Genomic DNA, 26,591 nt, shown 5'->3' with positions numbered 1-26,591 from the left:
ATGGTGCCGGTCAGCGGGTGAGCACCAGCCCGCTGGTCGGGACGCCGGTGCCGGCCGTCACCAGCACCGCCTCGGACACGACCTGGTTGACCGAGGTGCCCCGCAGCTGCCGCACGCCCTCGGCGATGCCGTTCATGCCGTGGATGTAGGCCTCGCCGAGCTGGCCGCCGTGGGTGTTGATCGGCAGCCGTCCGCCCACCTCGATGGCGCCGTCGGCGATGAAGCCCGGCGCCTCGCCGCGGCCGCAGAAGCCGAGCTCCTCGAGCTGCATGAGCACGTACGGCGTGAAGTGGTCGTAGAGGATCGCGACGTCCACGTCGTCGGGGCCGAGCCCCGACTGCCGCCACAGCTCGCGGCCGACGACGCCCATCTCGGGGATGCCGATGTCGTCGCGGTAGTACGACGTCATCACGAACTGGTCGCGGCCGCTCCCCTGCGCGGCGGCGGCGATCACGGCCGGCGTCTGCGGCAGGTCGCGCGCCCGCTCGGGGGTCGTGACGACGATCGCGACCGCGCCGTCGGACTCCTGGCAGCAGTCGAGCAGGTGCAGCGGGTCGGCGATCATCCGCGAGGCCTGGTGGTCGGCCAGCGTGATCGGACGCTGGTAGAAGAAGGCGTTCGGGTTGGTGGCCGCGTGACGCCGGTCGGCCACCGCGACCCGGCCGAAGTCCTCCGAGGTGGCGCCGTACTCGTGCAGGTAGCGCCGGGCCTGCATCGCGACGGTGGCGGCCGGGGTGCCGAGGCCGAACGGGTAGGTCCAGGCGTTGTCGAGGCCGTTGGTGTTGACCTGGGCGGCGACCGCGGTGGAGAACTGGCCGAACCGGTTGCCGGAGCGCTCGTTGAAGCCGCGGTAGGCCACCACGACGTCCGCGACGCCGGTGGCCACCGCCATCGCCGCCTGCTGGATCGTGGCGCACGCCGCGCCGCCGCCGTAGTTGATCCGGCTGAAGAACCGCAGCTCGGGGATGCCGAGCTCGCGGGCGACGGCGATCTCCGATGAGGTGTCCATGGTGAAGGTGACCAGGCCGTCGACGTCCGCCGGCGCCAGGCCGGCGTCGCGCAGCGCGTGCTGCACGGCCTCGACGGAGAGCTGCAGCTCCGAGCGTCCGGACTCCTTGGAGAACTCCGTCTGCCCGATGCCGACGATCGCGGCGCGTCCCGACAGGGTGCGGCCGCTCATCGGACGACGCCCCCGCCGGCCCCGCCGGCCCGTCCTGCCTGCCGTGCGAGCCGGACGGTGCCGATCACGTGCGCGCCGAGCGACACCGCGCCGGCGACCTCCAGCACCACCTCGTCCTCGCCGACCTCGGCGACCTCGCCGGTGAAGGTCAGCGTGTCGTAGGGGTAGGCCGGGGCGCCGAGGCGGATCGCGATGGCGCGGATCTCGACGTCGTGGCCGAGGGAGTCCTCGACGTAGCGCTGGCACAGCGCGGTGGAGGTGAGGATGTTCATGAAGACGTCCTGTGAGCCGGCCGCCTGGGCGCGGTCGCGGTCGTGGTGGACGTCCTGGAAGTCGCGCGTCGCGATCGCCGTGGACACGATCAGCGTCGGCGTCAGCGGCAGCTCCCAGGCGGGCAGCGCGGTGCCGACCTCGAGCGCGGACGGGACGGGGGTGGTGGTCATGCGTCGGCCTTCCGCCAGACGGGGAGGGACAGCTCGTCGTCGACGGCCCGGAAGTCGACCCGCACCGGCAGGCCGATGACGAGCTCGTCCTCCGGCAGGTCGACGATCTCGCCGACCATCCGCGGACCCTCCTCGAGGTCGATGACGGCGAGCAGGATCGGCAGCTCCTTGCCCGGCACCGGGGGATGCCGGTGGATCACGTAGGAGTACACGGTGCCGCGTCCGGACGCGACGACGTGGCCGCGCTCGAGCGCGCCGCAGTCCGGGCAGACCGGGCCCGGGGGGTGCCGCAGGGCGCCGCACGCCTCGCATCGCTGGAGGCGCAGCTCGCCGGCCAGCGCGCCGTCCCAGAAGAACTGCGTGTCGCGGTTGGCCATCGGCCGCACGGCGCTCATCCGGCGGCGCCCTTCGGCACGAACTTCAGCACCCGGAAGAGCATCGTCGCGACGACCTCGGCGCCCGGGCCCTCCCCGACGTACCAGGTGTTGCGGGAGGTGACGAAGTAGCCGACGCCCATGCCGGTGGCCTTGGGCCCGACGACGGACTCCAGCGCGGTGGTCACCCGCACCCGCTCCCCCACGCGGAGCGGCCGGTGGTACTCCTGCTCGCAGTTGGTGCCCAGCACGGCGGTGAAGCCGGCCTCGGTGAGCACCTGCATCATCCCGTGCAGCGGGTCGTCGGCCGGCGGACGCCCGCCCAGCCCGTACATGGTCCACACCTGCGCCATCGCCGGCGGTGCCTCGCCCTGCTTCCAGCGCGGGTTGGTGACGCCCATCGCCTCGAGCCAGTCGTCGATGCGCGGCTGGTTGACCTCGTCGCGGGCCCACCGCTCGGCGGCCTCGCCCAGCCCGCGGATCCGCTCGGCCTCGGCGAGCACGTGCGCGTGCACATCAGGCGCGACGAGCTCGACCGGGGGGACCCCGGTGGCGGTCACCGGGGCACCCGCGGCAGCCCGAGGCCGAACATCGCGATCAGCTCGCGCTGCACCTCGTTGACCCCGCCGCCGAAGGTGAGCACGAGGTTCCGCTTGCCCTGGGCGTCGAGGTACTCCAGCAGCGTCCGGGTGGCCGGCTCGGCGGGGTCGCCGTGGCGCTGGACGAGGGCGATCAGCTCGGCCAGCAGGTGCTGCACCTGCTCGGAGGCGAAGACCTTGGAGGCGGAGGCGTCCGCGACGTCGGGGTCGCCGGACGCGGCGGCCCGCGCGACCTCCCAGTTGAGCAGCTCGTTGACCCGGCAGACGGTGGTGACGCGGCCGAGGGTCGCGCGGACGTCGTCGTGCTCGAGCACGCCGGCGGCGCGCGCCCACGCGACGACGCGGTCGCGCAGGCCCTCGATCCGGCCCGCCGGGCCGAGCATGACGCGCTCGTGGTTGAGCTGGGTGGTCAGCAGCCGCCAGCCCTGGTTCTCCTCGCCCACCAGCATGTCGACCGGCACGCGCACGTCGTTGAAGTAGGTGGCGTTGACGTGGTGGGAGCCGTCGGCGGTGATGATCGGCGTGTGGGTGTACCCGGGGTCGCGGGTGTCGACGATGAGGATCGAGATGCCCTTGTGCTTCGGGGCGTCGGGGTCGGTGCGCACCGCGAGCCACAGGTAGTCGGCCTGGTGGCCGCCCGTCGTCCACAGCTTCTGGCCGTTGACGACGTAGTGGTCGCCCTCGCGGCGCGCGGTGGTGCGCAGCGAGGCGAGGTCGGTGCCGGCGTCGGGCTCGGAGTAGCCGATCGCGAAGTGCACGTCGCCCTGCAGGATCCGCTCGAGGAACATCTCCTTCTGCTTCTCGGTGCCGTACCGGATCAGGGTCGGCCCGACGGTCTGCAGCGTGACGGCCGGCAGGTGCACGTCGGCGTACTGCGCCTCGTTGGCGAAGATCGTCTGCTCGACCTCCCCGAGCCCGCGGCCGCCGTACTCGACCGGCCAGCCGACGCCCATCCAGCCGTCCCGGCCCATCTGCCGCACGATCCGCTGGTAGGTCTCGCCGTGGCGGTCGAGCGCCATGTCGCGGTGCTCGTTGTGGTCGGCCATCCCGGCGAAGTAGGCGCGCACCTCGGCCTTGAGGGCGCGCTGCGCGGCGGTGAGCTCGAGGTTGCGGGCCGCCTCCGACTCCAGCGGGACGTCGGCGGCGCGGGTCGCGAGGTCGTGGACGAGGTCGCACATCCAGGCCGAGTACCGGTGCAGCGGGTAGGTGGTGTCGACGCCCATGCCGCCGTGCAGGTGGTGGCAGGTGCGCACGGCGGTGGGGCCCTCCTGGCAGATCCAGGCGGCCGCGACGGCGAGGTCGTCGGCGGCGGGGAGCCCGGCCGCGACGCGCCAGACGGCGTTCTCGGCCACCAGGTCGGCAGTGCGGGCGGCCACGTACACGTCGGCGATCTGCATGGCCACGGCCTGGAACTCCGCGAGCGCGCGGTCGAACTGGCGCCGCTGCTTGACGTAGGCGGCCGTGAGGTCGCGGGCGCCGGCCAGGACGCCCGCGGCCTGCGCGCAGCGTCCGGCGATCGCGTGGGCGACCAGGGTGGCCGCGGCCCCCGGGCCCAGCGGCTCGGCCGGGGCGGCGTCCATGACGACGGTGTGCGCGCCGGTGCCGGCGGAGGTGGCGCCCTCGAGCAGGGTGACGCCCGGGCCGGCCGGGTCGACGAGCACCACGACCGGACGGTCGCCGTCGAGCGCGGTGACGAGCAGGCGCGCGGCCGCGCCGGCCTGGGTGACGCCGATCTTGCGGCCCGTGACGACGCCGTCGCGGTAGACGGTGGCCGGCTCGACCGACGCCCCGCGGCCCGGCTCGCGCAGGGCCGGGGAGAGCAGGTGCTCGCCGGTGGCGATGCCGGGCAGCCAGCGGGCCTGCTGCTCGGGGGTGCCGTGGGCGGCGAGCGTCGGGACGGCGCAGGCGAGCGCCTCCCACACCGGCAGGTGGACGGCGCGGGCGCCCAGCTCGCGCAGGAGGACGGCGGTCTCGATCAGCCCGAAGCCCTCGCCGCCGTGGTCGACGGGCACGGGCAGGGAGAGCAGCCCGGCCGCGGCCAGGCCCGCCCAGTCGACCTCGCGGGCGAGCGCCTCGGCGACGACCGCGCGGACGTCGGCCACCGACTCGGCGTGCGCGGCGGGGTCGTAGCCGTCGACGAGCGGCGGCAGGTCGGCGGGCGCGGGGCTGGGACTGACGGGGCTGGCGATGGACACGCTGCGCTCCTCCGGCTCGGGGTTCCTCGACTGACGCAAAACTGTAACGTGTTCTACCGCATGGAGGTGGCGTTCGTCTCCCCCGTAGGCTCCCCGACGTGCCCTTCCTGCGCCGCCAAGCCGTCACCGCCGCCCTCGTGGCCAACGCCGTCCGGCCGGTGCCGGGCTTCCGGGCCGGCATCCCGGCGTTCTTCGCGGGCTGGCTGGTGGGCGAGCTCGCGCCGCACGTCCTCGCCGTCACGGCGGCCGACGTCGCGGTGCACGCCGCCCGCCCGTCGCGGCTGACCCCGCGCGACCGCACGGCGCTCGGCCTGGCCGCCGGCAGCGCCGCCGGCCTGGCGTTCCTGATCGAGCAGAGCCGCCGCGCGCGGGGCGACCTCGAGGACGCCCTGGTGGAGGGGCTCGGCGTCGACTACGTCAAGCAGCTCGACGCCGCGCCGACGCCGGCCGAGCTCGCCACCCCGTGGCGCGCGCTGGTCAACCCGTTCCGTCAGCGCACCACCGGCGTGCGGGTCGCGCGCAACGTCGCCTACGCGCCCGAGCACGGCAAGCGCGGACGGCTCGACGTCTACTTCCCCGACGGTCCGCCGGTCACCGGGGCGCCGGTGCTGCTGCAGGTGCACGGCGGCGGCTGGAGCATCGGCGAGAAGGAGCAGCAGGGCCTCCCGCTCATGCGCCACCTGGCCGCCAAGGGCTGGGTGTGCGTCGCGATCAACTACCGGCTCAGCCCGCGCGCGGCCTGGCCGGCGCACGTCGTCGACGTGAAGCGGGCGATCGCGTGGATCCGCGAGACGATCGCGGACTACGGCGGCGACCCGGAGTACCTGGCGATCACCGGCGGGTCGGCCGGCGGCCACCTCGCGGCCCTGGCGGCGCTGACGCCCAACGACCCCGCCTTCCAGCCCGGCTTCGAGGACGCCGACACCTCGATCGCCGTGGCCGCTCCGCACTACGGCGTCTACGACATGGCCGGCTCCACCGGCCTGCGCTCCGCGGAGCTGATGCGCGACCGGTTCCTGGCGCCGCGCGTCTTCCAGCGGCGGTTCGCCGACGCCCCGGAGGTCTTCGAGGACGCCTCGCCGATCCTGCGGATCACCGAGGACGCTCCCGACTTCCTGCTCGTCCACGGCTCCCGCGACACCCTCGTGGGCGTCGACCAGGCCCGGATGTTCGCCCGCGAGCTGCGCCGGGTCTCACGCCGGACGGTCGTCTACGCCGAGCTGCCCGGGGCGCAGCACGCCTTCGACGTCTTCCCCTCGATCCGCTCCGCGCACGTCGTGCGGGCGATCGACCGGTACCTGCACTGGCACTGGAACGGCTGGCGCCGGGCGCGTCAGGAGTCGGCGACCGGCTGACCGTCGCGCTTGGAGAGCGTGGACCAGGCCGGCAGCGCGAGATGGTCGTGGGTGGGCTCCTCGAGCCACGGACGCGGCGCGATCACCTGCGACGCCCGTGACGCGCGGGCCGCCCACCACGAGAACGTGCTGTTCGACAGCACCAGCTCCTCGGCGCCGACCAGGGTCGCGAAGTCGGAGGCCAGGCTCTCGCTGACCACCTCGACCGCGCCGTCCGGGCGGGCACGGCGGGCGAAGTCCTCACCCCAGGCGGGGTCGTCGGTGACGATCACCAGCCTCGGGCTGTGCAGCCGTTCGAGGGCGCGCAGGTAGTAGTCCTCGGAGCAGACGCCGAACGTGCGGCTGTACTCGGGGTGCGAGACGTAGTCGCCCCGCCGCACGTGCACGGCCGCGTACGCCTGACTCTCCAGCGGGGACCGGCCGGCCATGGCGTCGCGGAGCGCGACGAGGGAGTCCTGGTCGGCCTCGAGCAGCCGGGCGACGTCGTCCGGCTGCTGCAGGAAGCCGTGCAGCACCAGCGGTCGTCCCCTGCGTGCGAGGTCCTCGGCCTCGGCCAGGGTCCGGGCGACCCGCCACGGCAGCCCCCAGGTGCGGGCCGTGACCGGGTCGAAGAACCGCGTCGGGACGGTGCGCTGGAGGCCCCGCCAGACGGCGCCTTGGGTGCGGGTCGGCCAGTCGTGCAGTCCCAGCGGCCCGAGCTGGTCGCCCCGCTGCCCCGGCCGCGCGTTCGCGCGCGCGTCGACGACGACCGCCATGCCGTGCTCCCGCTCCAGCAGCCGGGCGGCCGCCCACTGGAAGAGCTGGTTGCCGAAGCCGCCGTCGAGGCGGACGACGGCCCGCGGCTCAGCCCTGCGCACCGGCACCGCAGGCGCCGTTGGCGCCCGAGGGCGGGATCGGCCGGATGGTCATGATCGGCGGCACCCCGCCGGCCTGGCCGGGCCGCGAGCGGAGCTCGACGCAGTCGCCGGTCTTCACGTCGTCGAGCTGGCCCTGCATCGCGCTGAAGCACAGCTGCGTGCCGCCCTCGGGCGTGATGCACGGCGGGTCGAGCTGGCTGACCCGGCCGTAGGACGTGCGGTCGGTGGCCTGCTCCTCGGCGCAGCCGGCGAGACCGCCGGCGGCCACGAGCAGGACGATCGGGAGGGCCGCCGAGAGGCCGCGGACGCGCGTCATGGCGCTCAGCATGACAGGCCTCCCCCAGTCGTCCGGCGGGCCGTCTCCGGACGCTCGCCGGGCCTCAGCCGCGCGGCAGACCGAGCAGCCGCTCGCCCGCGATGTTGCGCAGGATCTGGGTCGTGCCGCCGGCGATGGACAGGCACCGGGTGTTGAGCATCTCCCAGACGTCCGGGGCGTCGGCGCCGAGCAGGGCCAGGCGGTCGCCGGCGAGGGCGACGACGAGCTCGGCACCGTCCTGCCGGTTGCGCACGCCGAGCAGCTTGGCCACGCTCGACTCCGCCCCCGGCCGGTGCCCGGCGAGCGAGCGCAGGGTGGAGCGCAGCCCGATCAGCGAGCAGACGGTCGAGAGCGCCACCGAGCGTCCGACGGCGGCCCGGGCGACGGCGCCGAGGTCGTCGGCGGCCGCGATCTCGACGGCGCGCTCGGTGCTCGTCGCGAGCCGCGCGCTGCCCATGGCGACGCGCTCGTTGGCGAGCGTGGTGCGGGCCAGCCGCCAGCCGTCACCCGGCCGGGCGACGACCAGCTCGTCGGGCACGAAGACGGCGTCGAGGAAGACCTCGTTGAACAGCGCCTCGCCGGTCATCTCGCGCAGCGGGCGCACCTCGATGCCCGGGCTGCGCAGGTCGACGAGGAAGTAGGTGATGCCCTGGTGGGCGGGCGCGTCGGGGTCGGTGCGGGCCAGGCAGATGCCCCAGTCGGCGCGGTCGGCGAGCGACGTCCAGACCTTCTGGCCGGTCAGCGCCCAGCCGCCCTCGACCCGCTCCGCGCGGGTGCGCAGGGACGCCAGGTCGGAGCCCGAGCCGGGCTCGGAGAACAGCTGGCACCACACGAGCTCGCCGCGCAGCGACGGCGCGACGAACCGCTCGCGCTGGGCGTCGGTGCCGTGCTCGATGATCGTCGGGAGCGCCCACCCGGCGATCACCAGATCGGGTCGCTCGACGCCCGCCGCGGCGAGCTCCTCGTCGATCACCAGCTGCGCGACGGCGTCGGCGTCGCGTCCGTAGGGCGCCGGCCAGTGGGGGGCGAGCAGCCCGGCGTCGGCCAGGGCGGCCCGCCGCTCGGGCTCCGGGAGCGCGGCGATCGCCGCGACCTGCTCGCGGACCGCCGGCCGCACCTCGGCGTCCCGCCCCTCGAGGTCGACGACGAGCTGGCGCCGCACGCCGTCCGCGGCGCGGTCGGCCAGGCGCACGGCGGCGTCGTCGGGGCTGCCGACGAGGCTGCGCAGCGCCTGGGCCCGCCGGTAGTACAGGTGGGCGTCGTGCTCGAAGGTGAAGCCGATGCCGCCGAGCACCTGGATGGCGGTGCGGGCGTTCTCGACCGCGCCCTCCATGCACGTGATGGCGGCGACGTCAGCTGCGAACGCCCACTGCTCCTCGCCCGCGGCGGAGGCGACGGCGACGTCCCACGCCGCGGCCGTGACCGCCTCGGCCGTCTCGAGCATCTGCGCGCACAGGTGCTTGACCGCCTGGAACGCGCCGATCGGCCTCCCGAACTGCTCGCGCACCTTCGCGTAGGCGACCGCGGTGTCGAGGCACCAGCGCGCCACGCCGGCCGCCTCGGCCGCCGCCAGCGTGACGACGACCCGGTGCACCCGCGCGGCGTCCAGCCCGGGCAGGGCGACGGCGTCCGGGAGGTCGGCGAGCGGCAGGTCGACGCCGGGCGCCGCGCGACGGGTGAGGTCGAGGCCGACCACCGGTCGCAGGTCGAGCACCGCGGACGGCACGAGCCACCACGTGCCGTCCGGGTCGGGCAGCACGACGGAGGAGGCCCCCGCCGCGTCCCACACCGGGCCGCCGGGACGCGTGGCGAGGCCGATCGAGCCGCCCGCGGCGACGGTCGCGCCGACGGCCTCGGGGGCGAGCAGGGCCGCGGCGGCGGTGCCGAGCAGCGGTCCGGGCACCAGGTGGTGCGCGCACGCCTCGAGCGCGACGGCGACGTCGAGCGTCGTCCCGTCCGAGCCGCCGAGCGACTCGGGCAGCCCGATCGCGGCGACGCCCATCTCGACGACGGCCTTCCAGGTGGCGGAGAACGCCTCGTCCGGCTCGTGCTCGGCCGCCCGGGCAACGTCGGCGCCCGCGAGACCCGCAGCCCATCCGCGGAGGCTCTCGGCCAGGTCGGCGTGCTCCTCGGACATCCCGATCGACATGCGCCCTCCAGAAACTAGAACGTGTTCCACTTGGCTCGCCACTCTATAGGCTCCGCGCGTGACTGACGACTGGCACGCCCACGCCCTGGCCGCGAAGGGCTTCATGCCCGAGGACGAGGGCCTGCTGCTCCACCGCCGCGCGCTCGAGCGCCTCCCCCACGGCCCCGCGCTCGAGGTCGGCACCTACTGCGGCAAGTCCGCCCTGCACCTGGCCGGCGCGGCGCGGATCGTCGGCGGCCCGCAGGCGGTCGTCTTCACCGTCGACCACCACCGCGGCTCGGAGGAGAACCAGGCCGGCTGGGAGCACCACGACACCTCCCTGGTCGACCCGGAGACCGGCCGCATGGACACCCTCCCGATCTTCCGCCGCACCCTCGAGCGCTCCGGCCTCGAAGAGCACGTCGTCGCGGTCGTCGGCGCCTCCACCACCGTCTCCGCCCACTGGCGCACCCCGCTGTCCCTGCTCTTCATCGACGGCGGCCACGCCGAGGTGCACGCGCAGAACGACTACTCCGGCTGGGCCCGCTGGATCATGCGCGACGGACTCCTCGTCATCCACGACGTCTTCCCCGACCCCGCCGACGGCGGCCAGCCCCCGTACCACGTGTTCCTCCGCGCGCTCGAGAGCGGCAGCTTCGAGGAGGTCGAGGCCCTGGGCTCGATGCGGGTGCTGCGCCGGGTCGCCGGCGAGGCGGGGGCTCCCGTCGGCTGACAGTGAGCGTCGACGCGGGCGAGCGCGCTGGTGGTCGGGCGCGGCGCGGTGGTCGAGCTCGCGCCGGTGGTCGAGCTCGCGCCGATGGTCGAGCTTGTCGAGACCCCCGCACCGCAATGCTGGCCGTGACGTGTGGCCGACCAGCCGCGGTCGGCTCACCGCATGTCGGTGGTCCCGGTGGCGGTCATGGCACTCGGTGGTCGCTCGCCGTCTCGGTACAGCGGGTGTTCCCCGTTCGCCGCTGCCGGCCTCGTCGTAGTTTCTCTCAGTTGTCTGTGGTCGCCGCTTCGAAAACCTGGTCTGATCTGGGGATATCCACTTCCTCTCGAACGCGTGTTCGCATAGAATCAGGCTATGCCCTCTCGGACCCCTCGGCTGCTGCGTGACAGCGACGCCCTGCGCGCCGCGATGGCAGCGCGGGCTGCCGCTGAGCAGTCGGAGCGCGAGGTGTTCATCGCCGCCGCGGACTGGGCGATCGCACACGTGGCCGGCAGCGGTGACGTCGCTGGGTATGTCATCGACACCGGGATGATGCTTCCCCTCGCCGGCGCCGGTGCACCGGAGGTGCAGGAGCATGCGGTCACCGAGTTCATCACCGCACTCGGCATGACCCAGCAAGCCGGGTCGTTCTACGTCGGCCAGGCACTCGAGGCGTGCGTGCGGCTCCCGCGGGTGTGGTCTCGTCTGGTGAAGGGCGAGCTGGCGGTGTGGCAGGTCCGCCGGATCGCCGAGGACACCATCCCCCTCTCCGCCGAAGCGGCCGACCTGGTCGACGCCCGGGTCGCCGCCTACGCCCATCAGGTCTCGCGGACCCAGATCTCGAACATCTGCCGCCTCGCCCAGGAGCACGCCGACCCCGGGGACGCGATCCTGCGGAAGGCCCGGGAGGCCGAGCACCGCCGCTTCGACGTCTGGCTCGGCCAGACCGGCTTCGACGGCACCGTCGACGTCTCCGCGATCCTCGACCAGCCCGACGCCGCCGACCTCGAACGCGCCATCGCAGCCCTGGCCGAGCAGCTGAAGAAGGCCGGCTCCGAGGAGACGCTGAACGTCCGCCGTGCCAAGGCCGCCGGCATGCTCGCCCGCGGCGAGCAAGCCCTCCCGCTCGAGGCCAGCGGAGGGACGGAGAGTGCCGCAGCTGCGACGCCGTCCCGGTCGCGGCACCTGGCGCTCTACGTCCACCTCTCCGTCGACGCCGTCACCGGCGCCCTCGGCGACGTCGCCCGGAGCGAGGCGTCCCGCTCACCGCTCGGTGTCGACGTCATCAAGGCGTGGTGCCAGACCGCCGGCACCACCGTCACCGTCCGCCCGATCCTCGACCTCGCCGCCGAGCGGTACTCCGACGCCTACGAGGTGCCGGACCTCATCCGCGAGCAGATCACCATCAGGGACCACACCTGCGTCTTCCCGTACTGCCGCAGACCGGCACGGTCCTGCGACGCCGACCACATCGACCCCTACGAGGCCGGCGGACCGACGGCGTCCTCCAACCTCGCACCGCTGTGCAGGAAGCACCACCGCCACAAGACCCACGAAGGCTGGAGATACAAGCCAGCCGGACCCGACCAACCCGGCGTCTACCTGTGGCGATCACCGAACGGCGTCCGATTCAAGCGCGACCGCCACGGCACCACCCTCGTGGTGGTCGAGCCTGACCCCGGTGGTTGAGCCTGCCGAAACCCCCGGCCTGACCCACCACACCACCCCGCAGCCCGACACCACCCGGTGATCGGGCCACGGGCATGCCCGGGCGTCAGCGCTCGATGCCGAGGAACCGCCGGACGGCGGCAGCGCCCTCGATCCGCACCGGCTCCTCGGGCCGCACGTACGTGTCGCGCGTGACCACCACTCGCTGCTCCCAGGCGGCCGTCCGCTCGCCGCGACGACGCTGGACGATCCGCACCCGCTCGCCGTCGACGTAGCCGACCTTCCGGCTGACGGCCGCCGACGCGGCGTTGCCCTCGATGTAGGCGGAGACGCAGCACTCGGCGTCGAGCTCGTCCAGGGCGAGGCCGACCGCCAGGCGACGCATCAGCGTGCCGAGCCCGCGCCCGTGGTGCTCGCGGCCGAGCCACGAGCCGGTCTCGACCGTGCGGGTCAGCGGGAAGTCGACGGCGTGGACGTCCTGCAGCCCGACGATCCGGCCCTCGGCCCGGACGACGAGAGCCAGCCACCACTCGTCCGACGCGCACGCGGCGCGCTGCGACCACCACCAGCGCAACGACTCGGTGGGAAAGCCGCGAGGACCGCCGAGGTCGAGCGGCTCCTCGTGCCAGGCGGCACGGAACGGCATCGGGAGAGCAGGGTCGGCGACGCCGGCGGCGACCAGGTCGACGAGCTCGGGCAGGTCGTCGTCACGCAGGACGCGCAGCTCCATGGATCCGGCGGCGACCGACAGGCCGAAGGGCGGGAAGATCTCCGAGAGGCTGGGCATGCCGCATCCTGCCCCGCGGCCGCGCCGGGGCGCGAGCCGATTGCCGGCGGGCGCTGGGCGGCTCAGCGGGTCGGCACCGCCTCCGTCGACGGGCACCCGCACTCCAGCGCGAGCTCGGCGAAGTGCGGCGCGAGGGAGGTGCCGCGCATGATGCCCGAGCCCGGCGTCGCGTGGCCGAAGGTCTCCCCCAGGGCGTCGACGGCGAGGATCACCGCCGCGGCGGTGTACGTGGTCTGCTCGTGCGGCCAGTAGACGTCGCCCGGCTCGTCGGTGCGGCCGGTGTCGTAGACCCAGCCGGTCCAGTACGAGCCGTCGCCGGCGCGCAGGTGCTGCATGTCGGCCAGGAGCGTGCGCGCACGGGCGTGGTCGCTGATCACGTCCAGCGCCATCACCAGCTCGCAGGTCTCGGCGCCGGTCACCCACGGGTTGGTGTCCACGCAGTGGATGCCGAGGCCGGGCACGACGAAGTCGTCCCAGCGGGACGCGAGCCGCTCGAGGGCGGCCGGTCCGCGGACGGCGCCGCCGAGCACCGGGTAGTACCAGTCCATCGAGTAGGTGGACTTGTCGGCGAAGCGGTCCTGGTGCGCGCGGATCGCGTGCCCGAGCCGGCCGCCGGCCAGCTCCCACTCCGGCTGCGGCTCGTCGAGCAGCTCGGCGAGCGCGACGCCGGCCCGCAGCGAGTGGTGGATCGAGGCGTTGCCGGTGAGCAGGCAGAAGTGGTCGACGGGCGTCCACGCGATGCCGCCCCAGGGCTGCTGCAGCGAGACCACGAAGTCGAGGCCCGCGCGCACGTGCGGCCAGAACCGACGCACGAACGCCTGGTCGCGACGCAGCAGCCAGTGGTGCCACAGCCCGACGGCCAGGTACGCCGACATGTTCGACTCGCCCCGCTCGTCCTCGACGGCGTCGGCGACGATCTTCATCGGCCACGAGCCGTCGGCCCGCTGCTTCGTCGGCACCCAGTCGTAGGCGCGCTCGGCGGCCTCGACCTCGCCGCCCACGAGCAGCGCCATCGCGGCCTCGACGTGGTTCCACACGTCGACGTGCTCGCCGGTGGTCCACGGGATCGCCCCGCACGGCTCCTGCATGGCCGCGATCGCGCGAGCGGTGTCGGCGACCTGCGCGGCCGAGAGGACGCCCTCGACGAACGGCAGCCGCGCGTCAGCCACGGGCCGCAGCCCCGCCGACCTCGGGCTTGCGGAAGTACAGCACCATCGACTTGCCGATCAGCGGGTCGAGCACCTTGCCCGCCAGGCGCAGCGCCCGCGGCTGCTTCATGATCTCCCACACCAGCAGCCGGTGGTACGCCTTGGCCAGGGGGTGCTCGTCGTTGTCGACGCCCACCGCGCACTTGATCCACCAGTACGGCGCGTGCAGGCCGTGCGCGTAGTCGCGGCCCTCGTAGACCATCGCGTCGCCCGGCGTGCCGTCGTTGAACCGGCCGGCCTTGGTGATCTTGTCGATCAGCTCGTGGTCGGTGTAGATGCGGATGTGCCCGCCCTCGGCGTGGTGGTAGTCCGAGGAGAGCCGCCAGTTGATCACCTCGGGCAGCCAGCGCGGCACCGAGACCGCGAGCGTGCCGCCCGGACGCAGCACTCGCACGAGCTCCTTGATCGCCGCGACGTCGTCGTGGATGTGCTCGAGCACCTCCGCGGCCACCACGCGGTCGAACTCGCCGTCGGCGAAGGGCAGCGCCAGCGCGTCGCCCTGCTTGACGTCGGCCTCCGCGCCCTCGGGCACCTCGCCGGCCTCCTGCATGGCGACGAACAGGTCGCGCACCTTGGCCAGCTCGTCGGCGTCCATGTCGAAGGCGACGACGTCGCCGCCGCGGCGGTACATCTCGAAGGCGTGCCGGCCGGCGCCGCAGCCCATGTCGAGCACGCGGTCGCCCGCGGTCAGGCCGAGACGGTCGAAGTCGACGGTGAGCAAGGGTCCTCCTGGGTGCTGCGGGGCTGAGCGGGGGCTGAGCGGGAGCGGGACGGGTCAGCGGTGCCGGCGCAGGCGGCGCGCCTGGCGCTTCGTGGCGGTGGGCATCGGCCCCTCGGCGTGCCACTGGGAGACGACCTCCTCGTAGGCGGCCGCGACGTTGACCGCCACCGCCCGCCAGCTGAAGAGCCGCTCGACGCGGGCGCGTCCGGCGGCGCCCATGCGGGCGCGGCGCTCGGGGTCGTCGAGCAGGGCGGCGATGGCGGCCTCGAGCTCGCCGACGTCGCCGGCGGTGACGAGGTCGGCGCACTCGCCGTCGGGACCGGTGACCTCGGGGATCGCGCCGGCGCGGGAGGCGATCAGCGGCGTCGCGCAGGCCATCAGCTCGGCGGTCGGCAGCGAGAAGCCCTCGTAGAACGACGGGACGCAGGCGAGCTCGGCCGAGCCCATCAGCTCGACCAGCTCGTCCTGGCTCACGCCGTGCACGAACCGCACGTGCTCGCCGATCGAGAGCCGCTCGATGAGCTGCTCGGTGCGCCCGCCCGGCTTCGGCTTCGTGACGAGGACGAGCTCGAGGTCGCGCTCGGTGCGCAGCTTGGCGAACGCCTCCAGCAGCGTCGCGATGCCCTTCATCGGCGCATCGGCGCTGGCCATGGCCAGGATCCGGCCGGGCACGCGGGGCCGGTCGGCCGGCGGCGGCACGAAGGCGTCGTCGACGCCGAGCAGGATGACCCGCATGCGGGCGGGGTCGACGCCGAAGTCGGCGGTGATGTCGCGGCGGCTGGTCTCCGAGGGCGTCATGATCAGCCGGGCGGCGCGCGCGACCCGGCCCTGCATGCGCAGGAAGCCGTACCAGCGGCGCAGGGTGATCTTGCGCCACGGGTGACGCGTGGCCGCGAGGTCGATGCGCCGGTCGAAGGTGATCGGGTGGTGCAGGGTCGTCACCAGCGGCAGCGTCTGCTCGACGTCGAGCATGCCGTAGCCGAGCACCTGGTTGTCGTGGGCGACGTCGAACTCCTCGCGCCGCTCGCGCAGCAGGCGGGCCACGCGGGTCGAGAAGGTCTTCGGCTCGGGGAAGCCGGCCGCGCACATCGTCGCGAACTCCTCGACGTCGACCCGGTCGCGGAACTCGCGCCAGTGCGGCACCCGGAACGGGTCGGGCTCGCGGTACAGGTCGAGGCTCGGCACCTTCGTCAGCCTGACGCCCTCGTCGAGCTCGGGGTAGGGCTGGCCGGAGAACACCTCGACGCTGTGGCCGAGGGCGACGAGCTCGCGGGAGAGGTGCCGGATGTAGATGCCCTGGCCACCGCAGTGCGGCTTCGAGCGGTAGGACAGCAGGGCGATCCGCATGCGGTGGGACCCTCCGGGGAGTCGTGGGCGGGCAACGGCTGGGGCGCTCGCGGCGTCCGGACCGAAGGGGTGGTTCAGCCCGGACGAGGTGGAACGTGTTCCTATCATGACCCGGACCTCGCTAGCCTAATGCGGTCATCAGCGGGAACGGCCACCGGAGTCCGGCCCGCGGTCGCCTGCGGGACCGCCCGGCCCCACCTCTCGGACGGAAGACACGTGAGCCCCACCAGCACCGACGCCACCACCGACGCAAGCACCGACCTGGGCACCGCCGCGACCGCCCCGGCGGCCGCTCCCTCGCCCGACGAGGTCGGCTCCGCCGCGCAGCGCGAGCGCCGCAAGCGCATCCTCGACGCCACCATCGCGCTGGCCTCCGAGGGCGGCTTCGACGCCGTCCAGATGCGCTCGGTGGCCGAGCGCGCCGACGTCGCGCTCGGCACGCTGTACCGGTACTTCCCGTCCAAGATCCACCTCCTGGTCTCGGCCCTCGGCCGCGAGTTCGACAAGGCCGAGCAGGGGCTCCGCGGGCGGCCCGTGCCCGGCGAGACCGCCGCCGAGCGGGTGATCACGATCCTCAAGATGCTCAGCCGCGGCCTGCAGGCCGACCCGCACCTCACTGAGGCGCTGACCCGGGCGTTCATGTTCGCCGACTCCTCCGCCACCGCCGAGATCCACCGGGTGGGCATGACGATGACCTCCATGCTCAGCCGCGCGCTGCACCCCGACCTGGTCGACGTCGGCGAGCTGGGCGAGGAGGACGTCGCCATCACCAAGGTGATCGGCGACGTCTGGCTCTCCGCGCTGGTCGGCTGGGTCACCGGACGCTCCACCGCCGCCGACACCGCGCACCAGATCGAGGTCGCCGTCAGCCTGCTGCTGCGCGACTGACCCCGCTCAGTCGAGGAACGCCGCCGTGGTGCCGCCGATCTCCATCGGCGGCAGGCCGAGCTTGCGGTGGTCCCAGGAGCGGATGCGCTCGGGCTCGAGCCGGAGGACGACGCGGTTCTTCGCCATCAGCTCCACCAGCGGCCGCATCTCCTCGGAGTACGGCGCGGTGCAGCGCTCGAAGACGTCGACGCACACGTCCCAGACGACCTGCTCGTCCTCGACGATCTCGGCGCGCCCCTCGAACGCCACCCCGCGCAGCTGGTCGTAGGTGTGCCCGGCCTCGACGAGGAACGAGGCCCGGGGGTCGCGGCGCACGTTGAGGGTCTTCTGCGCCTTGGCCTTGGTCTCGAACCAGACCGCGCCGTCGCGGACGGCGTACCACATGCCCACGAGGTGGATCCGGCCCTGGGGCCCGTAGGTGCCGAGCGTGGCCGAGCGCTGCTGGTGCAGGAACTCCCAGACCTCCTCGTCCGACATGACGACCTGCGAGCGCTGGTTGGCCACCTCAGCCGCCGAACGCGTGGGTGGCGGTGACGCCGCCGTCGACCGCGAGCTCGGCGCCGTTCATGTAGGCCGACTCGTCGCTGGCGAGGAACACGTAGACCGGGGCGATGTCGGCGGGCGTGCCGACCCGGCGCATCGGCACCTTCGAGGCGCCGAACTCCATCGCGACGTCGCCGCCGTGCACCCGGGTCATGGGCGTGTCGATCATGCCGGGGTGCACGGAGTTGACCCGGATGCCCTTGCCGCCGAGCTCCATGGCGGCGCACTTGGTCATGCCGCGGATCGCCCACTTCGTGGCGGCGTACCCGGTGCAGCCGGCCATGCCGGCGAGGCCCTCGACCGAGGAGGCGTTGATGATCGAGCCGCCCCCGGCGCGGCGCATCGACGGGACGACGGCCCGCATGCCGAGGAAGGTGCCCTGCTGGTTGACCCGCCACATCAGCTCGACGTCGTCGAGCGAGCCCGTGGCGATCTCGCCGAAGCGCAGGATGCCGGCGTTGTTCGCCAGCACCGAGACCGGCCCGAACCGCTCCTCGGCGACGGCGACGACGCTCGTCCACGAGCCCTCGTCGGCCACGTCGTGGTGCGCGAAGTGCGCCCGACCGCCCGCGGCGACCAGCTCGTCGGCCAGCGCCTGGCCCTGCTCCTTGGCGACGTCGGCCAGCACGACCGCGGAGCCCTCCTCGACGAAGGCCCGCGCGATCGCCGCGCCCTGGCCCATCGCCGCGCCGGTGACGATGGCGACCTTGCCGGCCAGCCGGCCCGCTCCCCCGGCCATCAGACGCTCAGCCGCATGATCGAGTCCGCGGCGAAGCCCTCGCCGAGCGGACGGTCGGCGAACCAGCCGCCGACCTGCTTGTCGAGGTCGTCGGCGGTCCAGGCCGCACCGGGCGCGTCGAAGCGCTCGGCGACGACCGGCGCCGCGACCACGGCGACCATCCCGCCGTAGACGACGAACACCTGCCCGGTGATCGCCTCGGCGGCCGGGGAGGCCAGGTAGGCCACCAGGGGCGCGACGTGCTCGGGCGAGTACGGGTCGACCTCCAGGCCGGAGGTGTCCTCGCCGAAGACCTGGGCGGTCATCGCAGTGCGCGCCCGCGGGCAGATCGCGTTGGCGCGCACGCCGATGCGCTCGAGGCCGCGCGCGGTCGAGAGGGTCAGCGCGGCGATGCCGGCCTTCGCGGCGGCGTAGTTGGCCTGGCCCGGCGAGCCGCCGAGGAAGGCCTCGGAGGCGGTGTTGACCACCCGGCCGTACACCGGCCCGCCCTCGGCCTTCGAGCGCTCGCGCCAGTAGGACGCCGCGTTGCGGGAGAGCAGGAAGTGACCCCGCAGGTGCACCCGCACGACGGCGTCCCACTCCTCGTCGGACATGTTGAAGAGCATGCGGTCGCGGGTCATGCCGGCGTTGTTGACCACGACGTCGAGCGAGCCGTAGCCCTCGACGGCCGCGGCCACCATGGCGTCGGCGGTGCTGCGCTCGGCGACGTCGCCCTCGACGACGACCGCCTCGCCGCCGCGCGCGCGGATCTCCTCGGCGGCCTCCTGGGCGGCGCCGGGCAGGTCGTTGAGGACGACCCGCGCGCCGGCGTCGGCCAGGGCGAGGGCCTCCGCGCGGCCGAGCCCGGCGCCCGCGCCGGTGACGACGGCGACCAGGCCGTCGAGGGAGGTGGTGCTCACGCGGGTCACGCCTCCAGCCGGATCGCCGCGCGCGGGCAGGCGGCGACCGCCTGCTCGACGGACGCCTGGGTCTCGGGCGTGGTGTGCTCGGCCTTGACGACCAGGTAGTCGTCGTCGTCGAGCTCGAAGACCTCGGGGGCGAGCGCCTCGCACAGGGCGTTGGACTCGCACAGGTCGAAGTCGACCGTGATCCGCATGTGTCCTCCTCGGGACGGGTTCAGTTGCCTTCGCTGGAGTGGCCGGGGAACACCTTGGCGCTCGGGTCGATCGCCACGGTGGCGTTGTTGACGGCGGTGGCCGCCTCGCCGAAGCCGACGGCGATCAGCCGGACCTTGCCGGGGTACTCGGTGATGTCGCCCGCGGCGAAGACCCGCCGCAGGCTGGTGCGCATCGAGGAGTCGACCACGATGTGCCGCCGATCGGTCTCGATGCCCCACTGCTGGATCGGGCCGAGGTCGGCGACGAAGCCGAGCGCGGCGACGAGCGCCTGGCAGGGCAGCGTGGTGGTCTCGCCGTCGACGACGACGTCGACCTCCTCGAGGTGCTCGGCCCCGCGGAGCGCGGCGACCTCGGCCCGGGTGACGATGCGGGTGCGGGAGGCCCGCACCTCCTCGACGGTGCGCTCGTGGGCGCGGAAGGCGTCACGGCGGTGCACGAGGGTCACCGACGCCGCGACCGGCTCCAGGTGCAGGGCCCAGTCGAAGGCGCTGTCGCCGCCGCCGACGATGACGACGTCCTTGCCGGCGTACGGCGCGAAGCTCGGCACGAAGAACTCCAGGCCGCGGCCCAGCCAGCCCTCGCCGGCGGGCAGCGGGCGCGGGGTGAAGCGACCGATGCCCGCGGTGATCAGCACCGCGCCGGCGCGGATGACCGTGCCGTCGTCGAGGGTGACGGTGACGCCGTCGTCGTCCTCGACCAGGTCGCGGGCCGTGCGGTCGAGGAAGTAGTCGGGCTTGGCCGTGGCGGCCTGCGCCACCAGGCCCTCGACCAGGTCGCGGCCCTTGACCGACGGGAAGCCCGCGACGTCGAGGATCTGCTTCTCGGGGTACATCGCGGTGATCTGGCCGCCCAGCTCGGGCAGGGAGTCGACGACGGCCACGTGGTGGCCGCGGAAGCCCGCGTAGTACGCGGCGTAGAGGCCCGTGGGGCCTGCGCCGATGATCAGGAGGTCGGCCGCTGCCGTGGTCTGGGTCACGCGGCGATCCTTCCTGCGCCCGGGGACGGCGGCAAGGACCTCGTCCACCACCGTGAGCACGTCCCCTGAAATGGAACGTGTTCTAGTTCGGGCCGGACGCTAGCGCGGGGACGGCGTCGTGTCCAGCGTCGGCGCGAGGCTCGGGAGGCCGGACGCGGGCCCGGACGAGGGACCGGCCGACGGGCTGGGCACGACGTAGACCAGGCGCCCGTCGGAGAGCCGGTAGACCGAGCCGACCCGCTCCCCCGTGCCGATCACCTCGGACCCCGCGGGCGGCACGTCGCCGCTGCCGGCCCCCGGGGGCACCGCGACCTGGTCGCCGCGTCCGGGGGCGTCGCCGGTGGTGAGCGCGTCGGTCAGGTTCAGCGAGGAGAGCGCCGCGATCAGGAAGCCCACCGAGAGCACGATGCCGAGGTCGAAGAGGTTGACCAGGCCGTCGAGCGGGTCGCCCGCGCCGTCGCCCGAGCGGCGCGCGCGGGTCGAGACGCGGATCATCGCGCGACCTCGGCCTCGGCCTCGTCGTCTGACTCGGGCTCTGACTCGGGCTCTGGCTCGGGCTCCGGCTCGACGGCGTGCGGCGGGAGCGGCGGCGCGTCGTCGGCCGTGAGGACGGCGGCCACGAACTCGAGGTCCGACCAGTCCTGGCCGTAGAGCCGCTCGCGCACCAGCGACACCGCGAACGCCACGGCGCCGACCAGCAGGCCGAGGACCGTGACCGAGAACGCCGTGCGCAGGTTCTGCGAGAGGGTCGTGACGTCGCCCGACGCCAGCCCCTCGAGCGCGGGCGCGAGCGGGATCAGGGTGCCCATGAGGCCCAGCGCCGGGCCGAAGCGGACGAGCAGCCGGGTGCGCCCCAGCCGACGCTGCGCGTCGAGGTCGACGTCGGCGAGCTCCTTGGCGAGCACCGGCTCGGCCGCGGCCGGACCGGCGACGGCGGCGAAGGTCTCGAGCGCGACCCGCATGCGAGCCGTCCGACCGAGCGGCCGGAGCTCGTCGAGGGCAGCCTCGCGGTCGCCGGCGTCGAGCGCGGTGCGCGCCGCCACCGCGCGTCCGGCCACGGAGACCGCACGCGGACGGCGCTGCCACAGCTCGACGAGGAACGCGCCCGCCTCGACGACCGTCACCAGCAGCGCGACGACGGCCAGCACCACGACCGGCCCCTCGAGCGCGTCGGCCAGGTCGTAGACGAAGCCGTAGACGCCGTCCATCGCGGCGCTCATCGGCGCTCCTCCCGCTCGTCGTCGGAGACCGGGCGCGGGCGGCGCAGCACCGGAGCGGTCTCCCGCAGCATGCCGACGCCGATCAGCCCGGCCAGGAGCATGAGGTGCGCGACCCAGACGGGCAGCAGCATCGCCTGTCCGACGGTGCGCGGCGCCGCCGACACCGGCGTCGCCGACGCCGGCGCGATCGGCCCGGCGGAGGTCAGCAGCACGCCGCGGACGCGCAGTCGGCCGTCGGCGAGCGGCCGGGCCGCCTCGGCGGGCGCGGGGGCCGCTAGCGACCCGACGTCGAGCCCGGCGGCCGTCGGCCCGGACGGCGGGGTGACGGCCCGGCCCCGGGCGAACGGCCCGATCGGACGTCCGCCCGAGCCGTCCAGCGGCAGGCCGACGCCGACCCCGCCGAGGTCGCCGAGGTCGTCGCCGCGGTCCGGCGTCGCCTGGCCGTGGCCCCCGTGCGGGGTCGTGGGGCGACCCGTGGGCGTCGGATCACCGGGGCCGGGCGAGCCGCTCGGCCCGTCGGTCGGCGCGTCCGTCGGGCCGCCGGTGGGGATCGCGGTCGGCGTGCCGGTCGGGCTGCCGGACGGCGCGGTCGGCGAGGGCGTCGGGCTCGGCTGGCGGGGCGCGGTGACGTCGACGCTCGTCGGCGCGGCGCGTCCCCACGAGCCGTCGCCGCCGCGGGCCTGCAGGGTGACGGGATAGGTGCCCGGCTTGCCCGTCCAGGTGTGCTCGACCTTCGGGCCGGTGCCGGACGTGCCGTCGCCGAAGGTCCAGGCCAGGGCCAGGCCCGGCGGCGGGTCGTCGACCTTCGCCGCGAGCCGGTAGGTGTCCTCGTCGACGCGGTCGGCCTCGACCTCGACGTCGAGCAGCCGGCCGGTCGTGTGCAGCAGCACCGTGAGACGACCCGGGGTCTGCTCGAAGCCCTGCCGGTTCGGGTCGGGCGAGAGGTTCGCGTCGTCGCCGCCGCGCAGCGGCCGCACGTAGGTGACGCCGCCGGCCTGCGCGGAGACCGCCGGCACCAGCCCCCCGGCGAACCCGCCGACGAGCTCGCCCCGGGCGAGCGGGTGGCTGACGCCGTCGGGCCCCTGGACCTCGGCGAAGGTGATGCGTCCGGGCGGCGGGCCGCCGGCCTCGGCGAGCAGCGCGCGCAGCGAGACCCAGCCGTCGCCGCCGGCGGAGCGGCCGCCGCCGCCCTCGTCGCGCAGCTGGTACGGCGCGCCCGGGACGTCCTGCAGGGCGGGCGCCGCGAGCTGCGCGGCGGTGAAGGTGCGACTGGGGCCCCCGAGCACCGAGACGACGACCGACCCCGAGGGCGCGGCCGGCGCCGGGGCGGCGCCGACGGGGAGGAGCAGGGCGGCGCCGGTGAGCGCGACCAGCGCCGCGCCGAGGCGCGCGCGGACGCGGGGGTGGCGGTGCCGAGTCACGCACACGTTGTACCCGGCGGACGGTCGTCGCACGGCCGGATCTCGCGGATTCCGACCGTTCGGACGGCGGGGTTCACCGAGGGTTCACCGGAGGGGTGAGGCGGGTCACTCCCAGAAGACGCGGTCGACGACGGCGCCGGCCTGCCGGGTGATCCGGAGGTGGTCGTCGAGCATCTCCCCCGACGCGCCGGCCGGGTAGCCGAGCACCCGGGCCACCCCGGCCCGCTCGCGGGGATCGCTCGGCATCTGGTCGCCCGGCCGTCCGCGGACGAGCGTGACCGCGTTGCGCACCCGGCTGACGTGCCGCCACGCGGTGCACAGCAGCTCGACGTCGTGCGCCTCCAGCAGGCCCGCCTCCCCCGCCGCGGCCAGCGCCGGCAGCGTGCGCGGGGTCCGCAGCCCCGCGACGTCGGCGGCGTGCCGCAGCTGCAGCAGCTGGACGGTCCACTCGATGTCGGCGAGCCCGCCCCGGCCGAGCTTGAGGTGGGTCGCGCGGTCGGCGCCGCGGGGCAGCCGCTCCTCGTCGACGCGCGCCTTGATCCGCCGGATCTCGCGGACGTCGGCGTCCGAGAGGCCGCCGGCCGGGTAGCGCAGCGGATCGATCAGCGCGGTGAATCGCTCGCGCAGGTCGGGGTCGCCGACCACCGCGTCCGCCCGCAGCAGCGCCTGCGCCTCCCAGACCTGCGACCACTTGGCGTAGTAGGCGGCGTAGGCGTCGAGCGTGCGCACCAGGGGCCCCTGACGGCCCTCGGGCCGCAGGTCGGCGTCGACGACCAGCGCCGGGTCGGCGCCGGGGAGCCCGAGCTGGCGGCGCAGCTCGTGCGCCACCGCCTGGGCGTAGCCCGAGGCGACGTGGGGGTCGACGTGGGGCAGGGGCTCGTGGACGAAGAGCACGTCGGCGTCGGAGCCGTACGACAGCTCGAACCCGCCGTAGCGGCCCATCGCCACGACGGCCAGCCGCGCCGGGCGCTGGGTGAGCCCGCGCCGCACCCGCACCTGCTCGGCGATCACCTCCAGGGACGCCTCCAGCGTCGCGTCGGTGAGCCGGGAGAGCGCGGCCCCGAGGTCGGCGACGTCGAGCAGGCCGAGCAGCTCGCCGGAGGCGAGGCGGAACAGCTCGCGGCGCCGCACGGCCCGGATCGCCCGGACGGCCCGCTCGGGGTCGCCGCGCCGGGCGGCGGCCGAGCGCATCTCGTCCAGCAGCTGTGCGGGCGACACCGGCTCCAGCGGGCCGCCGAGCATGCGGACGCCCTGCGGCTCGCGCTCGAGCAGCGAGGTGGCGTACTGCGAGCGGGACAGCACGCAGGCCAGCCGCTCGGCCACCTGGCCCTCGTCGCGCAGGGTCTGGAGGTACCAGTGGGAGTCGCCGAGGCTCTCGGAGATGCGCCGGAAGCCGAAGAGGCCCGCGTCGGGGTCGTGCCCGTCGGCGAACCACTGCAGCAGCACCGGCAGGAGCGTGCGCTGGATCGCCGCGGTGCGCGAGACGCCGGCGGTGAGCGCGTCGAGGTGGCGCAGGGCCGCGGCCGGGTCGGCGTACCCGAGCGCGGCGAGGCGCTGCTCGGCGGCCTCGAGCGAGAGGCGCGCCTCCGGACCGGGGATCCGCGCCACCGCGCCGAGGAGGGGGCGGTAGAAGAGCTTCTGGTGCAGGCGACGCACCTCGCGGCGGTGGTCGGCCCACGCCTGCTCGAGCGCCGCGGCGGAGTCCTTGAGGAAGCCCATCGCGCGCCCCAGGCGGCGCAGGTCGTCGGGGTCGCGCGGCACCACGTGGGTGCGGCGCAGCGCGAAGAGCTGGAGCCGGTGCTCGAGGGTGCGCAGGAACTCGTAGGCCCGGTGCAGGGCCTCGCCGTCCTCGCGCCCCAGGTAGCCGCCGCGGGTCAGCTCGGCGAGCGCGCTGAGCGTGGCGGGCGCGTGCAGCGCCTCGTCGGCGCGGCCGTGCACCAGCTGCAGCAGCTGGACGGCGAACTCGACGTCGCGCAGCCCGCCCTCGCCCAGCTTGAGCTGACGGTCGGCGTCGCGGGCGGGGATGTGCTCGACGACCCGGCGCCGCATCGCGCGGGTCTCCTCGACGAAGCCGTCGCGCTCGGCCGCCCGCCACACCAGGGGCGCCAGCGCCTCGACGTAGGCCTCCCCCAGTGCGAGGTCGCCGGCAGCGGGTCGCGCCTTGAGCAGCGCCTGGAACTCCCAGGTGCTGGCCCAACGCTCGTAGTAGCCGACGTGGCTGGCGAGCGTGCGCACCAGCGGCCCGGCCTTGCCCTCGGGCCGCAGCGCGGCGTCGACCTGCCAGATCTCGCCCTCGCGGGTCGGCTCGGAGCAGATGCGGATGAGGTGGCTGGCGAGCTGGGTGGCCACCCGGTTGGCTGCGGCGGCCTGGGCCTCGTCGGCCTCGGGCGCCGACTCGTAGACGAAGACGACGTCGACGTCGGAGACGTAGTTGAGCTCGTGACCGCCGCACTTGCCGAGCGCGATCACCGCTAGCCGCACGGTGCTCGCCGCGGCCCCGACCCGCTGCCGGGCGACGGCCAGCGCAGCGTCGAGAGTGGCGACGGCGAGGTCGGAGAGCTCGGCGGCGACGTCGTCGACCCCGAGGTGGTGGGCGAGGTCGCGGGCGGCCAGCCGGAGCAGCAGCCGGCGGTACTCGACCCGCAGGGCGTCGACCGCGTCGGCGTCGGCGCGGGTGGCGATCGGCAGGACCGCGACGGGGTCGGCGCCGACGGCCCGCAGCAGGCAGGCCCGCAGCCAGGCCCGGGTCGGACGGGTCGAGCCGAGATCGGGGTCGGTGAGCTCGCGCCACTGCTCGGGGTGACGGCACAGGTGACGGCCGAGCGCCTCGCTGGCGCCCAGCACGCTCAGCAGGCGCATGGCGGTGCCCTCGTCGTCGGCCACCGCGGCGGTCAGCGCGTCGGGGTCGGGCACCACCTCGAGCAGGGAGACCAGGCTCGCGAGCGCCCGGTCGGGATCGGCGGTGCGCCCGAGCAGCGCCAGGACAGGGTCGGCCGCCAGCCCCAGCCGCTCGAGCCGTGGGAGCGCGGCGTCGGCGTCGAGGAAGCCGTGCCGCAGCAGCTGGCCCTTGGTCGTGGCCCGGCGGCTCATCGCGCGCCGGCGTGCTGGCGCGCCAGCGCCGCCAGGGTCCGGGCGAGCGGCGCCCAGCCGGCGGCGAGCTCCGCGGCCCGGTCGGCCACCGCGGCGACGTGGGGCTCGGTGCCGGGCCAGCCGGAGAACACCGCGACGTCGGCCTCGGGGTGGCACTGCACCCCCCAGGCACGCGGACCGTAGCGCGCGGCCTGCAGCTCCCCGCCCGGGGCGACGGCGAGCGCCGTCGCCCCGGCGGGCAGCGTGTGGACGACGTCGTCGTTGAAGTGGACGCCGACGGCGGCCGACGCCCGTGCCGCGCCGAGCAGCGGGTCGTCGGCGGCGGCCGGCGACCAGCCGACCGGCACCACGCCCGCTTGCCGGCCCCGCGGATTCGGCGCGGCGTCGCCGCCGAGCGCCACCGCGATCAGCTGATGACCCAGGCAGATGCCGAGCAGCGGCACGTCGGCGCCCCGGCTGGCGCGGATCAGCTCCTTCGTGGCGCCGAGCCACCCGTGGTCGGCGTCGTCGTGGGCGCCCATCGCGCCGCCGAGCACCACCACGGCGTCCGCGTCGCCCGGCTCGGTGGGCACCGGCTCGCCGAGGTGCCCGCGGCGCACGTCGAGCACGCACCCTGCGGCCTCGAGCCCGGCGCCGAGCAGCGCGGGCGGGCAGGCGTCCTCGTGCTGGACGACGAGGACGCGCGGCGCGGGATCGGAACGCATCG

Annotated in this window: 26 protein-coding genes; 4 read left to right on the top strand and 22 right to left on the bottom strand. The window is 74.9% G+C overall.

Annotated features, from left to right (window positions below):
• Nucleotides 1-10 precede the first annotated feature (10 nt).
• Genes K8Z61_RS02925 through K8Z61_RS02905 form a run of 5 tightly spaced genes read right to left on the bottom strand, consistent with a single transcriptional unit; the run spans nucleotide 11 to nucleotide 4,791 of the window.
• A complete protein-coding gene (locus tag K8Z61_RS02925; protein ID WP_224126561.1) occupies nucleotides 11-1,180 on the bottom strand; it encodes a lipid-transfer protein in 1,170 nt (389 codons plus the stop codon).
• Complete coding sequence (locus K8Z61_RS02920) at nucleotides 1,177-1,623, bottom strand: MaoC family dehydratase (protein WP_224126560.1); 447 nt, start codon at nucleotides 1,621-1,623, stop codon at nucleotides 1,177-1,179. The genes K8Z61_RS02925 and K8Z61_RS02920 overlap by 4 nt, the downstream gene beginning before the upstream one ends.
• The gene (locus K8Z61_RS02915; RefSeq protein ID WP_224126559.1) at nucleotides 1,620-2,018 is read right to left on the bottom strand and encodes a Zn-ribbon domain-containing OB-fold protein; all 399 of its coding nucleotides are present in this window, start codon (nucleotides 2,016-2,018) and stop codon (nucleotides 1,620-1,622) included. The genes K8Z61_RS02920 and K8Z61_RS02915 overlap by 4 nt, the downstream gene beginning before the upstream one ends.
• A complete protein-coding gene (locus K8Z61_RS02910) occupies nucleotides 2,015-2,557 on the bottom strand; it encodes a MaoC family dehydratase N-terminal domain-containing protein (RefSeq protein ID WP_224126558.1) in 543 nt (180 codons plus the stop codon). The genes K8Z61_RS02915 and K8Z61_RS02910 overlap by 4 nt, the downstream gene beginning before the upstream one ends.
• A complete protein-coding gene (locus K8Z61_RS02905) occupies nucleotides 2,554-4,791 on the bottom strand; it encodes an acyl-CoA dehydrogenase (RefSeq protein WP_224126557.1) in 2,238 nt (745 codons plus the stop codon). Before K8Z61_RS02905 ends, K8Z61_RS02910 begins: the two co-directional genes overlap by 4 nt.
• Nucleotides 4,792-4,889: 98 nt before the next feature.
• Here K8Z61_RS02905 and K8Z61_RS02900 point away from each other — a divergent pair, with 98 nt between their 5' ends.
• The gene (locus K8Z61_RS02900) at nucleotides 4,890-6,146 is read left to right on the top strand and encodes an alpha/beta hydrolase (RefSeq protein ID WP_224126556.1); all 1,257 of its coding nucleotides are present in this window, start codon (nucleotides 4,890-4,892) and stop codon (nucleotides 6,144-6,146) included.
• Here the strand turns inward: K8Z61_RS02900 and K8Z61_RS19200 are convergent.
• From K8Z61_RS19200 to K8Z61_RS02885, 3 genes are all read right to left on the bottom strand, one after another.
• Entirely contained in the window at nucleotides 6,125-7,003 is an 879-nt protein-coding gene (locus tag K8Z61_RS19200) for an alpha-1,2-fucosyltransferase (RefSeq protein WP_224126555.1), read from the bottom strand. The two genes, K8Z61_RS02900 and K8Z61_RS19200, sit on opposite strands and share 22 nt — an antisense overlap.
• Entirely contained in the window at nucleotides 6,990-7,319 is a 330-nt protein-coding gene (locus K8Z61_RS02890) for a hypothetical protein (RefSeq protein ID WP_224126554.1), read from the bottom strand. The genes K8Z61_RS19200 and K8Z61_RS02890 overlap by 14 nt, the downstream gene beginning before the upstream one ends.
• A 64-nt stretch (nucleotides 7,320-7,383) precedes the next feature.
• Nucleotides 7,384-9,468, bottom strand: a complete 2,085-nt coding sequence (locus tag K8Z61_RS02885) for an acyl-CoA dehydrogenase (RefSeq protein WP_224126553.1) — start codon at nucleotides 9,466-9,468, stop codon at nucleotides 7,384-7,386.
• Nucleotides 9,469-9,526: 58 nt separating this feature from the next.
• On the opposite strand from K8Z61_RS02885, the gene K8Z61_RS02880 reads away from it, so the two are divergent.
• Complete coding sequence (locus tag K8Z61_RS02880) at nucleotides 9,527-10,180, top strand: class I SAM-dependent methyltransferase (protein WP_224126552.1); 654 nt, start codon at nucleotides 9,527-9,529, stop codon at nucleotides 10,178-10,180.
• A 354-nt stretch (nucleotides 10,181-10,534) separates the two neighbouring features.
• Nucleotides 10,535-11,848 (top strand): HNH endonuclease signature motif containing protein, encoded by a 1,314-nt coding sequence (locus K8Z61_RS02875; protein WP_224126551.1) that lies wholly within the window; start codon nucleotides 10,535-10,537, stop codon nucleotides 11,846-11,848.
• Nucleotides 11,849-11,933: 85 nt separating this feature from the next.
• Here the strand turns inward: K8Z61_RS02875 and K8Z61_RS02870 are convergent, their stop codons facing one another.
• The 4 genes from K8Z61_RS02870 to K8Z61_RS02855 all read right to left on the bottom strand — a co-directional run bounded on the left by K8Z61_RS02870 (nucleotide 11,934) and on the right by K8Z61_RS02855 (nucleotide 15,890).
• On the bottom strand, nucleotides 11,934-12,614 hold the full coding sequence (locus K8Z61_RS02870; protein ID WP_224126550.1) for a GNAT family N-acetyltransferase: 681 nt from the start codon (nucleotides 12,612-12,614) through the stop codon (nucleotides 11,934-11,936).
• A gap of 62 nt (nucleotides 12,615-12,676) precedes the next feature.
• On the bottom strand, nucleotides 12,677-13,783 hold the full coding sequence (locus K8Z61_RS02865) for a prenyltransferase (protein ID WP_224126549.1): 1,107 nt from the start codon (nucleotides 13,781-13,783) through the stop codon (nucleotides 12,677-12,679).
• On the bottom strand, nucleotides 13,776-14,543 hold the full coding sequence (locus K8Z61_RS02860; protein ID WP_224126548.1) for a class I SAM-dependent methyltransferase: 768 nt from the start codon (nucleotides 14,541-14,543) through the stop codon (nucleotides 13,776-13,778). Before K8Z61_RS02860 ends, K8Z61_RS02865 begins: the two co-directional genes overlap by 8 nt.
• A 54-nt stretch (nucleotides 14,544-14,597) precedes the next feature.
• Nucleotides 14,598-15,890 carry a glycosyltransferase family 4 protein gene (locus tag K8Z61_RS02855; RefSeq protein ID WP_224126547.1) on the bottom strand — a complete coding sequence of 431 codons (1,293 nt, stop codon included), beginning with the start codon at nucleotides 15,888-15,890 and terminating at the stop codon, nucleotides 14,598-14,600.
• 216 nt (nucleotides 15,891-16,106) lie between these two features.
• Here K8Z61_RS02855 and K8Z61_RS02850 point away from each other — a divergent pair, with 216 nt between their 5' ends.
• Nucleotides 16,107-16,778, top strand: a complete 672-nt coding sequence (locus tag K8Z61_RS02850; protein ID WP_224126546.1) for a TetR family transcriptional regulator — start codon at nucleotides 16,107-16,109, stop codon at nucleotides 16,776-16,778.
• A 6-nt stretch (nucleotides 16,779-16,784) separates the two neighbouring features.
• Here K8Z61_RS02850 and K8Z61_RS02845 read toward each other — a convergent pair whose 3' ends face one another.
• The 10 genes from K8Z61_RS02845 to K8Z61_RS02800 form a co-directional block, all read right to left on the bottom strand.
• Nucleotides 16,785-17,282, bottom strand: a complete 498-nt coding sequence (locus K8Z61_RS02845; RefSeq protein ID WP_224126545.1) for a pyridoxamine 5'-phosphate oxidase family protein — start codon at nucleotides 17,280-17,282, stop codon at nucleotides 16,785-16,787.
• 1 nt (nucleotide 17,283) lies between these two features.
• Nucleotides 17,284-18,060, bottom strand: coding sequence for a glucose 1-dehydrogenase (locus tag K8Z61_RS02840; RefSeq protein ID WP_224126544.1), 777 nt, complete (start codon nucleotides 18,058-18,060; stop codon nucleotides 17,284-17,286).
• Entirely contained in the window at nucleotides 18,060-18,959 is a 900-nt protein-coding gene (locus K8Z61_RS02835; protein WP_224126543.1) for a 3-oxoacyl-ACP reductase, read from the bottom strand. Before K8Z61_RS02835 ends, K8Z61_RS02840 begins: the two co-directional genes overlap by 1 nt.
• A gap of 5 nt (nucleotides 18,960-18,964) precedes the next feature.
• Entirely contained in the window at nucleotides 18,965-19,156 is a 192-nt protein-coding gene (locus tag K8Z61_RS02830) for a ferredoxin (RefSeq protein ID WP_224126542.1), read from the bottom strand.
• A 20-nt stretch (nucleotides 19,157-19,176) separates the two neighbouring features.
• Nucleotides 19,177-20,154, bottom strand: coding sequence for an NAD(P)/FAD-dependent oxidoreductase (locus K8Z61_RS02825; RefSeq protein WP_224126541.1), 978 nt, complete (start codon nucleotides 20,152-20,154; stop codon nucleotides 19,177-19,179).
• A 99-nt stretch (nucleotides 20,155-20,253) separates the two neighbouring features.
• Nucleotides 20,254-20,649, bottom strand: coding sequence for a DUF2149 domain-containing protein (locus K8Z61_RS02820; RefSeq protein WP_224126540.1), 396 nt, complete (start codon nucleotides 20,647-20,649; stop codon nucleotides 20,254-20,256).
• The gene (locus K8Z61_RS02815; RefSeq protein ID WP_224126539.1) at nucleotides 20,646-21,374 is read right to left on the bottom strand and encodes a MotA/TolQ/ExbB proton channel family protein; all 729 of its coding nucleotides are present in this window, start codon (nucleotides 21,372-21,374) and stop codon (nucleotides 20,646-20,648) included. The genes K8Z61_RS02820 and K8Z61_RS02815 overlap by 4 nt, the downstream gene beginning before the upstream one ends.
• Nucleotides 21,371-22,795, bottom strand: coding sequence for a PKD domain-containing protein (locus K8Z61_RS19195; protein WP_308116737.1), 1,425 nt, complete (start codon nucleotides 22,793-22,795; stop codon nucleotides 21,371-21,373). Before K8Z61_RS19195 ends, K8Z61_RS02815 begins: the two co-directional genes overlap by 4 nt.
• A gap of 105 nt (nucleotides 22,796-22,900) precedes the next feature.
• Nucleotides 22,901-25,885, bottom strand: coding sequence for a bifunctional [glutamine synthetase] adenylyltransferase/[glutamine synthetase]-adenylyl-L-tyrosine phosphorylase (locus tag K8Z61_RS02805; protein WP_224126538.1), 2,985 nt, complete (start codon nucleotides 25,883-25,885; stop codon nucleotides 22,901-22,903).
• Complete coding sequence (locus K8Z61_RS02800; protein ID WP_224126537.1) at nucleotides 25,882-26,589, bottom strand: type 1 glutamine amidotransferase; 708 nt, start codon at nucleotides 26,587-26,589, stop codon at nucleotides 25,882-25,884. Before K8Z61_RS02800 ends, K8Z61_RS02805 begins: the two co-directional genes overlap by 4 nt.
• Nucleotides 26,590-26,591: the final 2 nt, after the last annotated feature.

The sequence above is a fragment of the Nocardioides sp. TRM66260-LWL genome (assembly GCF_020075545.1).
GTDB lineage: Bacteria > Actinomycetota > Actinomycetes > Propionibacteriales > Nocardioidaceae > Nocardioides.
Note: the sequence above shows the minus strand (reverse complement) of the source record. Positions and strands in the feature narration are given on the sequence as shown.

What these genes read in the sequence shown, in the direction of transcription:
- K8Z61_RS02925 (WP_224126561.1), bottom strand. Translation starts at nt 1,180, where the DNA reads ATGAGCGGCCGCACCCTGTCGGGACGCGCCGCGATCGTCGGCATCGGG.
- K8Z61_RS02920 (WP_224126560.1), bottom strand. Translation starts at nt 1,623, where the DNA reads ATGACCACCACCCCCGTCCCGTCCGCGCTCGAGGTCGGCACCGCGCTG.
- K8Z61_RS02915 (WP_224126559.1), bottom strand. Translation starts at nt 2,018, where the DNA reads ATGAGCGCCGTGCGGCCGATGGCCAACCGCGACACGCAGTTCTTCTGG.
- K8Z61_RS02890 (WP_224126554.1), bottom strand. Translation starts at nt 7,319, where the DNA reads ATGACGCGCGTCCGCGGCCTCTCGGCGGCCCTCCCGATCGTCCTGCTC.
- K8Z61_RS02885 (WP_224126553.1), bottom strand. Translation starts at nt 9,468, where the DNA reads ATGTCGATCGGGATGTCCGAGGAGCACGCCGACCTGGCCGAGAGCCTC.
- K8Z61_RS02875 (WP_224126551.1), top strand. Translation starts at nt 10,535, where the DNA reads ATGCCCTCTCGGACCCCTCGGCTGCTGCGTGACAGCGACGCCCTGCGC.
- K8Z61_RS02870 (WP_224126550.1), bottom strand. Translation starts at nt 12,614, where the DNA reads ATGCCCAGCCTCTCGGAGATCTTCCCGCCCTTCGGCCTGTCGGTCGCC.
- K8Z61_RS02855 (WP_224126547.1), bottom strand. Translation starts at nt 15,890, where the DNA reads ATGCGGATCGCCCTGCTGTCCTACCGCTCGAAGCCGCACTGCGGTGGC.
- K8Z61_RS02840 (WP_224126544.1), bottom strand. Translation starts at nt 18,060, where the DNA reads ATGGCCGGGGGAGCGGGCCGGCTGGCCGGCAAGGTCGCCATCGTCACC.
- K8Z61_RS02830 (WP_224126542.1), bottom strand. Translation starts at nt 19,156, where the DNA reads ATGCGGATCACGGTCGACTTCGACCTGTGCGAGTCCAACGCCCTGTGC.
- K8Z61_RS02820 (WP_224126540.1), bottom strand. Translation starts at nt 20,649, where the DNA reads ATGATCCGCGTCTCGACCCGCGCGCGCCGCTCGGGCGACGGCGCGGGC.
- K8Z61_RS02815 (WP_224126539.1), bottom strand. Translation starts at nt 21,374, where the DNA reads ATGAGCGCCGCGATGGACGGCGTCTACGGCTTCGTCTACGACCTGGCC.
- K8Z61_RS02805 (WP_224126538.1), bottom strand. Translation starts at nt 25,885, where the DNA reads ATGAGCCGCCGGGCCACGACCAAGGGCCAGCTGCTGCGGCACGGCTTC.
- K8Z61_RS02800 (WP_224126537.1), bottom strand. Translation starts at nt 26,589, where the DNA reads ATGCGTTCCGATCCCGCGCCGCGCGTCCTCGTCGTCCAGCACGAGGAC.